The sequence below is a fragment of the Streptomyces cinnabarinus genome (genome assembly GCF_027270315.1).
GTDB lineage: Bacteria > Actinomycetota > Actinomycetes > Streptomycetales > Streptomycetaceae > Streptomyces > Streptomyces cinnabarinus.
The window spans coordinates 1,727,556-1,740,195 of record NZ_CP114413.1 but is presented as its reverse complement, the minus strand read 5'-3'; the positions used below and the strand labels follow the sequence as shown (position 1 = coordinate 1,740,195).

The 12,640-nt window shown below is 70.0% G+C and carries 11 protein-coding genes; 10 read left to right on the top strand and 1 reads right to left on the bottom strand.

What is annotated here, in order from left to right; translation table 11 throughout:
* The first annotated feature begins 140 nt into the window (after positions 1-140).
* The 3 genes from STRCI_RS07755 to rpsD all read left to right on the top strand — a co-directional run bounded on the left by STRCI_RS07755 (position 141) and on the right by rpsD (position 3,107).
* On the top strand, positions 141-797 hold the full coding sequence (locus STRCI_RS07755; RefSeq protein ID WP_269658110.1) for a vitamin K epoxide reductase family protein: 657 nt from the start codon (positions 141-143) through the stop codon (positions 795-797).
* A 43-nt stretch (positions 798-840) separates the two neighbouring features.
* Positions 841-2,196, top strand: coding sequence for a replication-associated recombination protein A (locus STRCI_RS07750; RefSeq protein ID WP_269658109.1), 1,356 nt, complete (start codon positions 841-843; stop codon positions 2,194-2,196).
* Between the two features lie 296 nt (positions 2,197-2,492).
* Positions 2,493-3,107: a 30S ribosomal protein S4 gene (rpsD, locus tag STRCI_RS07745; protein WP_059207958.1), complete on the top strand. Its 615-nt coding sequence runs from the start codon at positions 2,493-2,495 to the stop codon at positions 3,105-3,107.
* 27 nt (positions 3,108-3,134) lie between these two features.
* On the opposite strand, the gene STRCI_RS07740 is transcribed toward rpsD, so the two are convergent.
* Complete coding sequence (locus STRCI_RS07740) at positions 3,135-5,306, bottom strand: ATP-binding protein (protein ID WP_269658108.1); 2,172 nt, start codon at positions 5,304-5,306, stop codon at positions 3,135-3,137.
* Between the two features lie 152 nt (positions 5,307-5,458).
* Here STRCI_RS07740 and STRCI_RS07735 point away from each other — a divergent pair, with 152 nt between their 5' ends.
* The 7 genes from STRCI_RS07735 to STRCI_RS07705 all read left to right on the top strand — a co-directional run bounded on the left by STRCI_RS07735 (position 5,459) and on the right by STRCI_RS07705 (position 12,475).
* On the top strand, positions 5,459-5,902 hold the full coding sequence (locus tag STRCI_RS07735) for a DUF948 domain-containing protein (RefSeq protein ID WP_269658107.1): 444 nt from the start codon (positions 5,459-5,461) through the stop codon (positions 5,900-5,902).
* Between the two features lie 7 nt (positions 5,903-5,909).
* Positions 5,910-6,260, top strand: coding sequence for a hypothetical protein (locus STRCI_RS07730; RefSeq protein WP_269658106.1), 351 nt, complete (start codon positions 5,910-5,912; stop codon positions 6,258-6,260).
* Positions 6,260-8,932, top strand: coding sequence for an alanine--tRNA ligase (gene alaS / locus STRCI_RS07725; protein ID WP_269658105.1), 2,673 nt, complete (start codon positions 6,260-6,262; stop codon positions 8,930-8,932). The genes STRCI_RS07730 and alaS overlap by 1 nt, the downstream gene beginning before the upstream one ends.
* Positions 8,932-9,396, top strand: coding sequence for a Holliday junction resolvase RuvX (gene ruvX / locus STRCI_RS07720; protein WP_269658104.1), 465 nt, complete (start codon positions 8,932-8,934; stop codon positions 9,394-9,396). Before alaS ends, ruvX begins: the two co-directional genes overlap by 1 nt.
* 121 nt (positions 9,397-9,517) lie before the next feature.
* Entirely contained in the window at positions 9,518-11,215 is a 1,698-nt protein-coding gene (gene mltG, locus STRCI_RS07715; protein ID WP_269658103.1) for an endolytic transglycosylase MltG, read from the top strand.
* 31 nt (positions 11,216-11,246) lie between these two features.
* Entirely contained in the window at positions 11,247-12,086 is an 840-nt protein-coding gene (locus STRCI_RS07710) for a shikimate dehydrogenase (RefSeq protein ID WP_269658102.1), read from the top strand.
* A 50-nt stretch (positions 12,087-12,136) separates the two neighbouring features.
* The gene (locus STRCI_RS07705) at positions 12,137-12,475 is read left to right on the top strand and encodes a hypothetical protein (protein ID WP_269658101.1); all 339 of its coding nucleotides are present in this window, start codon (positions 12,137-12,139) and stop codon (positions 12,473-12,475) included.
* Positions 12,476-12,640: the final 165 nt, after the last annotated feature.

Sequence of the window (12,640 nt, the reverse complement as noted above, 5' to 3'; positions counted from 1 at the left end):
GAGCCTCGGCCGGAACCGAACGTTCAGGGACGATCGTCCGTACCTCCTTATGTCCACCGAACGGTGGACACGGGCCCTGGTGCGGCACAATGGCCCCTGCTCAAAGAAGGTCCAACTCTCAAGCAGACGGAATCGGCGTGATGAGCAAGACGACAGTGAAAGACGTCTCCACCGAGCCCGAACCGGAGCGCACCGTCGAGGCGCCACGCAGAGAGGGCGGCAGTACCGCCTTCGCGCTGATGCTGGTGATCACCGGCGCTGCCGGACTGCTCGCGGCGTGGGTCATCACGATCGACAAGTTCAAGCTGCTGGAGGCCAAGGTCGAGGGGAAGACCTTCGTCCCCGGGTGCAGCCTGAACCCCGTCGTCTCCTGCGGCAGCGTCATGGAGAGCGACCAGGCGTCGGTCTTCGGCTTCCCCAACCCGATGCTCGGCCTAGTCGCCTACGGCATCGTCATCTGCGTCGGCGTCAGCCTGCTCGCCCGCGCCCGCTTCCCGCGCTGGTACTGGCTCACCTTCAACGCCGGCACCCTCTTCGGCGTGAGCTTCTGCGCCTGGCTGATGTTCCAGTCGCTGTACCGCATCGGCGCCCTGTGCCTGTGGTGCTCCCTGGCCTGGGTCGCGACGATCATCATGTTCTGGTACGTGACCTCGTTCAACGTGCGCAACGGCTTCCTGCCGGCACCGCGCTGGCTGAAGAGCTTCTTCGGCGAGTTCACCTGGGTGCTCCCGGTGCTGCACATCGGCGTCATCGGCATCCTGATCATGACCCGCTGGTGGGACTTCTGGACCAGCTGATCGGCCCGAGGGCATTGTCAGTGCCGTGATTTAGGGTTTCAGCGTGGAGCCCGACCTGTTCACCGCCGCCGCGGAAGAGCGCCAGGAGAAAGACCCGGCCGCCAGCCCCCTGGCCGTCCGGATGCGCCCCCGCATCCTCGACGAGGTGGTGGGCCAGCAGCATCTCCTCAAGCCCGGCTCACCGCTGCGCAGACTGGTCGGGGAGTCCGGCGGCGGCCCCGCCGGACCTTCCTCGGTGATCCTCTGGGGCCCGCCCGGCACCGGCAAGACGACCCTGGCGTACGTCGTCTCCAAGGCCACCAACAAGCGGTTCGTGGAGCTGTCCGCGATCACCGCGGGCGTCAAGGAGGTCCGCGCGGTCATCGAGGGCGCGCGCCGCGCCACCGGCGGGTTCGGCAAGGAGACCGTCCTCTTCCTCGACGAGATCCACCGCTTCAGCAAGGCCCAGCAGGACTCCCTGCTCCCGGCGGTGGAGAACCGCTGGGTGACCCTGATCGCGGCGACCACCGAGAACCCCTACTTCTCGGTCATCTCCCCGCTGCTGTCCCGCTCCCTGCTGCTGACCCTCGAACCCCTCACGGACGACGACCTGCGGGGACTTCTGCACCGGGGGCTCACCGACGAGCGCGGCCTCAAGGGCGCCGTCACCCTCCCCGGCGACACCGAGGACCACCTCCTGCGCATTGCGGGCGGCGACGCCCGGCGCGCCCTGACCGCCCTGGAGGCCGCCGCCGGGGCCGCCCTCGACAAGGGCGAGGAGGCGATCTCCCTCACCACCCTGGAGGAGACCGTCGACCGCGCCGCCGTGAAGTACGACCGCGACGGCGATCAGCACTACGACGTGGCCAGCGCCCTGATCAAGTCCATCCGCGGCTCCGACGTCGATGCCGCCCTGCACTACCTGGCCCGCATGATCGAGGCCGGCGAGGACCCCCGGTTCATCGCCCGCCGCCTGATGATCTCCGCCAGCGAGGACATCGGCCTCGCCGATCCGAACGCCCTGCCCATCGCGGTCGCCGCCGCCCAGGCCGTCGCCATGATCGGTTTCCCCGAGGCCGCCCTCACCCTCAGCCACGCCACCATCGCCCTCGCCCTGGCCCCGAAATCCAACTCCGCGACGACCGCGATCGGCGCCGCCCTGGAGGACGTACGCAAGGGGCTGGCCGGGTCCGTGCCGCCGCATCTGAGAGACGGCCACTACAAGGGCGCCGCCAAGCTCGGGCACGCGCAGGGGTATGTGTACCCGCACGACCTGCCCGAGGGCATCGCCGAGCAGCAGTACGCCCCGGACGCCCTGAAGGACCGCGAGTACTACGCCCCGACCCGGCACGGCACGGAGGCGCGGTACGCGGACGCCGTGGAGTGGACCAGGAAGCACCTCGGTCGCAGGCGGTCCTGAGCACCCTGTAAACTGCTCCGAAGTGCTGAGTCCCGCGCAGTCAGAGCGGGACATCCAGCCGGAGCCCCTCCGGGGGTTCCAGGAGCGTCGCGCACCGTCGATCGGTGTCGCGGGCAGCCCACCACCATCCCGTCGCAGTACGGGACCGGCCGGTGGGCCACTCGCGTGCTGCACGTATGTGCCCAGACCAGGGGAGCGGCTGCCCGGCAGGCCCTTCGAGGCCCCAAGGGTTTCCCCGGCTGCGGATGCGACCTCCCGCCAACACTGACAAGCCGAACACCAAGAAATGAGAGATTGTGGCGAACCAGTCCCGCCCCAAGGTCAAGAAGTCGCGTGCCCTCGGCATCGCGCTGACCCCGAAGGCCGTCAAGTACTTCGAGGCCCGTCCCTACCCGCCGGGTGAGCACGGCCGTGGCCGCAAGCAGAACTCGGACTACAAGGTCCGTCTGCTGGAGAAGCAGCGTCTGCGTGCGCAGTACGACGTGTCCGAGCGTCAGCTCGTCCGCGCCTACGAGCGTGCCGCCAAGACCCAGGGCAAGACCGGTGAGGCCCTGGTCATCGAGCTCGAGCGTCGTCTCGACGCCCTGGTCCTGCGTTCGGGCATCGCCCGCACCATCTACCAGGCCCGTCAGATGGTCGTGCACGGCCACATCGAGGTCAACGGCCAGAAGGTCGACAAGCCGTCGTTCCGCGTCCGTCCCGACGACGTCGTGATGGTCCGCGAGCGCAGCCGCGAGAAGACCCTCTTCTCCATCGCCCGTGAGGGCGGCTTCGCCCCCGAGGGCGAGACCCCGCGCTACCTCCAGGTGAACCTCAAGGCCCTGGCGTTCCGCCTGGACCGTGAGCCGAACCGCAAGGAGATCCCGGTGATCTGCGACGAGCAGCTCGTCGTCGAGTACTACGCCCGTTGATCCTTCAGCGGTCGTAGGCACTGCGCCTCAGCCCGCCGTCTCCCCGCCCTTCCGGGTGGGCGAGGCGGCGGGTTCCTGCGTTTCGGGGGTGACCTTGGTCTGCCGCACCGGCCCGCGCGGCACCGGCAGCGCCTCCAGCGCCTGCGCCGTCGGCCGCCCCAGACCCAGCGCCCGGGTCACCGCCGCCTCCCGGTCCAGCAGGGCACCGGCGCGTACGCAGTCCTCGTACCGCTCATCGCCGAGCCGCTCCCGGGCCATGGCCTCGCACAGTTCGTGCGGGGCGTTGTAGTAGGCCGAGCCGAACAGCGGCAGCCCCACCGAGGGCCACATCCGCCCGGCCGCCCCTTGCAGCACCGCCGCCTCCGCCGCGTCCCCCTCCGTCACGGTGACCAGGGCCAGCAGCTCCACCGTGAGCACCGAGCCCAGCAGATCGTGGAAGGAGTGTGCGCTGCCCAGACAGTCCGTCAGCAGCTCCCGCGCCCGGCCCTGATCGCCCTCCCGCCAGGCCGCGTACGCCAGCACGTACAGCGCGTACGACCGGGCCCAGCGCTCGCCGTGGTCCTCGCAGACCCGGCGCACGTCCTCGCACAGCCGTACCGCCTCGGCCAGATCGTCCTGGAAGGCCCGGGTCATGCCCAGCTCCACCTGGCCCATCAGGACATTGCTGTTGAGCTCGCCGATTTCCTGGTAGCGGTCCAGCGCCGAGCGCAGCAGCGCCTCGGCACCGGCCATGTCGTCGCTGACCAGGGCCAGACAGCCAGTGCGGTGCTCGGCGTAGGCCGCCGCGGTCTCGTTCACCGACAGCTCCGCCTCCTCGGCGCACTCGTGCAGGGCGGCGAGCGCGGGGACCGTGTCGCCCTGGAGGATCGCCACATAGCCGAGCACCCACAGGGCCTTCAGCCGGGACTGCTCATGTCCGGAGTCCAGCCGCACCGCCTGGTCCAGCCAGTGCCGCCCCTCCGACAGCCGCCCGCAGCCGACCCAGTAGAACCACAGGGAGCCCGCGAGGAGCTGCCCCAGATGTGCCTCGTCGGGCTCGGACAGACAGTGCTCCAGCGCGCTGCGCAGATTCGGCAGCTCCGCCTCCACGCGCGCGGCGACCTCGGACTGGCGTGGCGAGAACCAGTCCAGCTCGCACCAGGTCGCCAGGCCCAGGTACCAGTCGCGGTGCCGGCGCCGCAGCCGGTCCGCGTCCCCGGTGGCCACCAGCCAGTCGGCGCCGTAGGCCCGGACGGTGTCGAGCATCCGGTACCGCACGCCTGAGCCGGTCTCCTCGCGGGAGACCACCGACTGCGCGAGGAGTTCCGAGAGCACGTCGAGGACATCTTCGGAGTGCAGACCGTGCCCGCTGCACACGTACTCCACGGCCTCCAGGTCGAACCGCCCGGCGAACACCGACAGCCGCGCCCACAGCAACCGCTCCTCGGGCGTGCACAGTTCATGGCTCCAGCCGATCGCCGTACGCAGTGTCCGATGCCGCCACGGCGAGTCCCCGCCGGCCCTGGTCAGCAGCCGGAACCGGTCGTCGAGCCGGGCCAGCAACTGCCCGGGGGACAGCGCCCGCAGCCGCCCGGCCGCCAGCTCCACGGCCAGCGGGATCCCGTCCAGCCGGCGGCACAGCTCCCGTACGTCCGCGTCGTCCGCGACCGCCACCCCGTGCAGGGCGGCCCGGTCCGTGAACAGTTCCACCGCCTCGTCCTCGCCCAGCGGCGCCAGCGGGAGCAGCCGCTCACCCGGCACCGCGAGCGGTCTGCGGCCCACGGCGAGCACCCGCAGCCCGGGCGCCCGGCCCAGTAACTCGGTCACCAGCTCCGCGCAGGACTCCACCAGATGCTCGAACCCGTCCAGGAGCAGCAGGAGTTGACGGTCGGCGAGCCGGTCGAGGAGGGTCTCGCGGGGTGGGCGCGTGGTGTGGTCGGTCAGTCCCAGGGCCGCCACCACCGCGTGGTCGACGAACGCGGGATCGCGCACCGGCGCCAGTTCCACCCGCCACACCCCGTCCGGCGGCGCGGACCGGGCGGCGGCGCGGGCGGCGAGCCGGGACTTGCCCACCCCGCCCACCCCGGTCACCGTCACCAGCCGGGTCCCGGCGAGCGCCTCGGCCAGCCCCGTCAGTTCGGCCGTGCGTCCGACGAACGCGTCGAGCTCCAGGGGCAGATTGCCGGCCACCGGGGTGTCCTCACCCTGTCCTTCTCGCATGGGATACGGAGCGTACTGAAGCGTATTCACTCCGTACAATCGCTTCGCGCAACTCGGGCGCGCACGGGCGGTAATCCGGTACGGAGCCCCACGCCCGGCGCGATAGGCTCGGTCCACGACTTTTCGATGTTGAGGCGCGTTTCAGGGAGCGGGTGCACACAGTGTCCGGTGGAGAGGTGGCCGGGATCCTGGTGGCCGTGTTCTGGGCGATCCTGGTCTCCTTCCTCGCTGTGGCACTGGTGAGGCTGGCCCAGACGCTCAGGGCGACCACCAAGCTGGTCGCGGACGTGACCGATCAGGCCGTACCGCTCCTGGCGGACGCCTCCTCCGCGGTGCGCTCGGCGCAGACCCAGATCGACCGGGTCGACGCCATCGCCTCCGACGTCCAGGAAGTCACCTCCAACGCCTCCGCGCTGTCGTCCACGGTGGCCTCCACCTTCGGTGGCCCCCTGGTCAAGGTCGCGGCCTTCGGCTACGGCGTGCGCCGGGCCATCGCGGGCCGCAAGGACGACGTGCCCGTGCGAGAACCCCGGCGTACCGTGATCGTGGGCCGCACCGTTCCGGCCGCACGGCGGAGCAAGCGGAAGAAGGGCTGATCCAGCGATGTTCCGCCGTAGCTTCTGGTTCACCACGGGCGTCGCGGCCGGTGTGTGGGCCACTACCAAGGTCAACCGCAAACTGAAGCAGCTGACCCCCGAGCACCTGGCCACCCAGGCCGCCAACAAGGCGCTGGAGGCGGGCAACCGGCTCAAGGACCGCGCCGTCGGCTTCGCGCTCGACGTCCGCGACAACATGGCCCAGCGGGAGGCCGAGCTGGAGGACGCGCTGGGCATCGGCGCGGACCCCGAACTCCCCGCGCCGCGGCGTCAGGCCGCGATCGAGAACCGCAGCAAGCCGAAGTCGTACGTCATCGACAACACGACGTACTCGTACAACCGGAATGAGGACCACTGATGGAGTCGGCTGAGATCCGCCGCCGCTGGCTGAGCTTCTTCGAGGAGCGCGGGCACACCGTCGTCCCTTCGGCGTCGCTCATCGCGGACGACCCGACTCTGCTCCTCGTCCCGGCCGGCATGGTGCCCTTCAAGCCCTACTTCCTGGGTGAGGTCAAGCCGCCCTTCGACCGCGCCACCAGCGTGCAGAAGTGCGTGCGCACCCCGGACATCGAAGAGGTCGGCAAGACCACCCGGCACGGCACGTTCTTCCAGATGTGCGGCAACTTCTCGTTCGGCGACTACTTCAAGGAAGGCGCCATCAAGTACGCCTGGGAGCTGCTCACCGGCCCCCAGGACAAGGGTGGTTACGGCCTGGAGCCGGAGAAGCTCTGGATCACCGTCTACAAGGACGACGACGAGGCCGAGCGCATCTGGCACGAGGTCGTCGGGGTGCCGAAGGAGCGCATCCAGCGCCTCGGCATGAAGGACAACTACTGGTCCATGGGCGTCCCCGGTCCCTGCGGCCCCTGCTCCGAGATCAACTACGACCGCGGCCCCGAGTTCGGCGTCGAGGGCGGCCCCGCCGTCAACGACGAGCGGTATGTGGAGATCTGGAACCTCGTCTTCATGCAGTACGAGCGCGGCGAGGGCATCGGCAAGGACAACTTCGAGATCCTCGGAGAGCTGCCGAGCAAGAACATCGACACCGGCCTCGGACTTGAGCGGCTCGCCATGATTCTGCAGGGCGTGCAGAACATGTACGAGATCGACACCTCCATGGCCGTCATCAAGAAGGCCACCGAGCTGACCGGCGTGGCCTACGGCGACGCCCACGACTCGGACGTCTCCCTGCGCGTGGTCACCGACCACATGCGTACGTCGGTGATGCTCATCGGCGACGGCGTCACCCCCGGCAACGAGGGCCGCGGTTACGTCCTGCGCCGCATCATGCGCCGCGCCATCCGCAACATGCGGCTGCTGGGCGCCACCGGTCCGGTCGTGAACGACCTCGTCGACACCGTGATCGCGATGATGGGCCAGCAGTACCCGGAGCTGGTCACCGACCGCGAGCGCATCGAGAAGGTCGCCCTCGCCGAGGAGAACGCCTTCCTCAAGACGCTGAAGGCCGGCACCAACATCCTCGACACCGCCGTCAGCGACACCAAGGCCGCCGGTGGCGCGGTCCTCGCCGGCGACAAGGCGTTCCTGCTCCACGACACCTGGGGCTTCCCGATCGACCTCACCCTGGAGATGGCCGCCGAGCAGGGCCTTTCCGTGGACGAGGACGGCTTCCGGCGCCTGATGAAGGAGCAGCGGGAGCGCGCCAAGGCCGACGCCCAGGCCAAGAAGACCGGCCACGCCGGCGCCGGCGCCTACCGGGCGATCGCCGACAAGGTCGGCGAGACCGAGTTCATCGGCTACGGCGACACCGAGGGCGAGTCGACGATCGTCGGCATCCTCGTCGACGGCGCCTCCTCCCCGGCCGCCACCGAGGGCGACGAGGTCGAGATCGTCCTGGACCGCACCCCGTTCTACGCCGAGGGCGGCGGCCAGATCGGCGACACCGGCCGGATCCGCGTCGACACCGGTGCCGTGATCGAGATCCGCGACTGCCAGAAGCCGGTCCCGGGCGTCTACGTCCACAAGGGCGTCGTCCAGGTCGGAGAGGTCACCGTCGGGGCCAAGGCCCAGGCCTCCATCGACTCCCGCCGCCGGACGGCCATCGCCCGCGCCCACTCGGCCACCCACCTCACCCACCAGGCCCTGCGCGACGCCCTCGGCCCGACGGCCGCCCAGGCCGGTTCCGAGAACCAGCCCGGCCGCTTCCGCTTCGACTTCGGCTCGCCCTCCGCCGTGCCCACGGCCGTGATGACCGACGTCGAGCAGAAGATCAACGAGGTGCTCGCCCGCGACCTGGACGTGCGCGCCGAGGTCATGGGCATCGACGAGGCCAAGAAGCAGGGCGCCATCGCCGAGTTCGGCGAGAAGTACGGCGAGCGGGTCCGGGTGGTGACCATCGGCGACTTCTCCAAGGAGCTGTGCGGCGGCACCCACGTCCACAACACCAGCCAGCTCGGCCTGGTCAAGCTGCTCGGCGAGTCGTCGATCGGCTCGGGTGTGCGCCGTATCGAGGCCCTCGTCGGTGTCGACGCCTACAACTTCCTCGCCCGTGAGCACACGGTCGTCGCCCAGCTCCAGGAGCTGATCAAGGGCCGTCCGGAGGAGCTCCCGGAGAAGGTCTCCGCCATGCTCGGCAAGCTGAAGGACGCCGAGAAGGAGATCGAGAAGTTCCGCGCCGAGAAGGTGCTCCAGGCCGCCGCCGGTCTTGCCGAGTCCGCCAAGGACGTCCGGGGCATCGCCCTGGTCACCGGGCAGGTCCCGGACGGCACCACCGCCGACGACCTGCGCAAGCTCGTGCTCGACGTGCGCGGTCGCATCCAGGGCGGCCGGGCCGCCGTGGTCGCCCTGTTCACCGTGGCGGGCGGCAAGCCGCTTACCGTCATCGCCACCAATGAGGCCGCCCGCGAGCGCGGTCTGAAGGCCGGCGACCTGGTCCGTACGGCCGCCAAGACCCTCGGCGGCGGCGGTGGCGGCAAGCCGGACGTCGCCCAGGGCGGCGGCCAGAACCCGGCCGCCATCGGCGAGGCCGTGGACGCCGTGGAGCGCCTGGTCGGGGAGACGGCCAAGTAATGCGCAGAGGACGCCGACTCGCCATCGACGTCGGGGACGCCCGCATCGGGGTCGCCTCGTGCGACCCCGACGGGATCCTCGCCACCCCGGTGGAGACGGTGCCCGGCCGGGACGTCCCGGCGGCCCAGCGCCGGCTGAAGCTGCTGGTGGAGGAGTACGAGCCGATCGAGGTCGTCGTCGGGCTCCCGCGCTCCCTCAAGGGAGGCGAGGGCCCGGCCGCGGTCAAGGTCCGCGGCTTCGCCCAGGAGCTCGCCAAGGGCATCGCGCCCGTGCCGGTGCGGCTCGTGGACGAGAGAATGACCACGGTGACGGCCAGTCAGGGACTGCGTGCTTCCGGGGTGAAGTCGAAAAAGGGCAGATCGGTCATTGACCAGGCAGCCGCTGTGATCATCCTCCAGCAGGCCCTGGAATCCGAACGGGTGTCAGGTAAAGCACCCGGCGAGGGCGTCGAAGTGGTCATCTGATCGCGATACGGTAACGTTCCGCGCGATGCGGCGGTGTTCGAACAGCTGCCGCACAAAGAGAGGCGGAACGGAAGCCGGGCAGGACGCCGCGCGACCGCCGCCTCGCGGCTCTAGGGGATCGATGACTGAGTATGGCCGGGGCCAAGGCTCCGAACCGTGGCATCCCGAGGACCCGTATTACGGGGACGGGGGATGGGGAGGACAGCAGGCCGAGCAGGGCCAGCAGTCCCCCTACGGCGGCCAGCCACAGCACTATCCGCAGCAGCCGCAGCAGCCGCAACAGCAGTACGGCGACTGGGGCACCGGCCAGCAGGCCGCATACGGTCAGGGACACGGACAGCCCCAGCAGTACGACCAACAGCAGTACGACCAGCAGCAGTACGACCAGCAGCAGTACGCGGGCCAGGGCTACCAGCAGCAGGGTTACGACAACAGTGGCTGGGGCACCGGCACGCACGGTCAGGTCCCGTACACCGACCCGTCGGATCCGTACGGCCAGCAGGCCGCCACCTACGGAGGTCAGCAGCCGGACTACTACGGGACGCCCGAGGCGTACCCGCCGCCGGAGCCGCCGAGCAGGCGGCAGCCCGAGCCCGAGCAGCCGCGCACCGACTGGGACCCGGGTCCCGACCAGGGCGAGCACGCCTTCTTCGCGGGCGGCGACGACGATGACGACGACCTCGACGACGAGTCGGGGGACCGGCGCGGCCGGGGCGACCGGCGGGGCCGGGGTGGTGGCAAACCCAAGAAACGCCGCAGCGGATGCGCCTGTCTGGTGGTGCTGCTGGTGTTCGGCGGAGGTGTCGCCGGAGTCGGATATTTCGGGTATCAGTTCTACCAGGATCGTTTCGCCTCGGCTCCGGACTACGCCGGGGAAGGCACCGACGACACGGTCTCCATCGTGGTGCCCAAGGGTGCGGGCGGTGCCCAGATCGGGCGGATCCTCAAGGATGCGGGCGTTGTCAAGAGCGTCGACGCGTTCGTCTCCGCGTTCACGCAGAACAACGGCGACCGGATCCAGGCCGGGGCCTATCTGCTGAACAAGCAGATGTCCGCCAAGAGCGCGGTCGACATGATGCTCGACCCCAAGAGCCAGAACAACCTCGTCGTCGCCGAGGGCCTGCGCAACAGCGCGGTCTACAAGCTGATCGACGCGCGCGTCGGCGCGGCCGAGGGCACCACGGCGAAGATCGCGAAGTCCAAGTACAAGGACCTCGGGCTGCCCGACTGGGCGCTGGGCCACGGCGACCTCAAGGACCCGCTGGAAGGGTTCCTCTATCCCTCCAGCTACGCGGCCAGCAAGGGCCAGAAGCCGGAGGCCATCCTCAAGGACATGGTCACCCGCGCCACCGAGAAGTACGAGGAGATGGGCCTGGAGAAGAAGGCCGAGAGCGTGGGCCTCGACGACCCCTGGCAACTCCTCACCGTGGCGAGCCTGGTCCAGGCCGAGGGCACCAGCCACGAGGACTTCCGCAAGATGGCCGAGGTCATCTACAACCGCCTCAAGCCGGGCAACCCGCAGACGTACGGCGCCCTGGAGTTCGATTCCACGTACAACTACGTGAAGAACCAGAGCAAGATCGACCTGACGATCGCCGAGCTGAAGCAGTACGACAACCCCTATAACACCTACTTCGTCAAGGGACTGCCGCCCGGCCCGATCGACAACCCCGGCGAGGACGCGCTCAAGGGCGCCCTGAAGCCGACGGATGACGGCTGGTACTACTTCATCTCGCTCGATGGCAAGACCAGCAAGTTCACCAAGACGCTCGCCGAGCACGAGAAGCTCGTCGAGGAGTTCAACGCGTCGCGGGACTAGACGCGGAACCAGAACTGAGGACGGTTCACGGATGACAGTTCGGGCCACTGACGCCCGTCGGGCCGCGGTGCTCGGCTCGCCCATCGCCCACTCCCTCTCCCCGGTGCTGCACCGCGCCGCGTACGAGGAGCTGGCGCTGGCCGGCTGGACGTACGACCGGTTCGACGTGGACGAGGACGCGCTGCCCGGCTTCTTTGACGGGCTCGGTCCGGAGTGGGCCGGGCTGTCGCTGACGATGCCGCTGAAGCGGGCGGTCATCCCGCTGCTCGACGAGGTCAGCGAGACGGCCCGCTCGGTCGAGGCGGTCAACACCGTGGTGTTCACCGAGGACGGCCGCCGGCTCGGCGACAACACCGACATCCCCGGCATGGTCGCCGCCCTGCGTGAACGCGGCATCGAACAGGTCGACTCCGCGGCCGTCCTGGGCGCGGGCGCCACCGCCTCCTCCGCCCTGGCCGCCCTCGCCCGGATCTGCACCGGCGAGGTCGTGGCCTACGTCCGCAGCGCCGCCCGCGCCGCGGAGATGCGCCAGTGGGGCGAACGGCTCGACATCGAGGTGCGTACGGCGGACTGGTCCGACGCCGCCGAGGCGCTCGGCGCGCCCCTGGTCATCGCCACCACTCCGGCCGGTACGACCGACGAGCTCGCCTCCGCCGTACCCGAGCGGCCCGCCACGCTCTTCGATGTGCTGTACGAACCGTGGCCGACGACGCTCGCCGCGCGCTGGTCCGCTTACGGCGGTGCCGTGGTCAGCGGTCTCGACCTGCTGGTGCACCAGGCGGTGCTCCAGGTGGAGCAGATGACCGGACGTGCTCCGGCCCCGCTGGACGCCATGCGAAAAGCGGGCGAACACGCGCTCGACGCCCGATAAGATCCACTCCGGTTCCGCAGGGGGCGGGACCAGGAGGGGAACGACGTCCGATGTCCGCAGTCCAGCCACTGGCGTCCGCGAAGAGCCAGATCTTCGAGAGCCTGTTGTGGTTCCTGCCCGACTGGGTGCAGAACACCGTGCTCGTACTGATCATCCTGGCCGTGCTGGCGACCTGGATCATCAAGTTGCGCAACAAGATCGTCGGCCGCCGTGCCCTGCGCCAGGCGCAGACCCAGCCGGTGCCCGCGGCCGCCCAGTACGACCAGGGCAGCGGCGCCGACCACCTCGGCCCCTACGCCCCGCGGCAGACCCAGCCCCAGCAGCCGAGCGGTGCCGACTTCCTCGGCGCGTACGCCCCGCAGCGGCGCCCGGAGGACGGCACCGCCTGATGACGCAGCCGCGTCGCGGGCTGACACATTCGCGTCCGACTGATGGACCGGCGGCCGGGGACGGCTCCGGGACGTGGGAGGATCGGTTGTGGCGGGCCGGGGCCGCGCACCTGGTCCAGCCGTCGCCGTACGCGAGGACACGCGTACGAAGGGCAGTACCAGGGC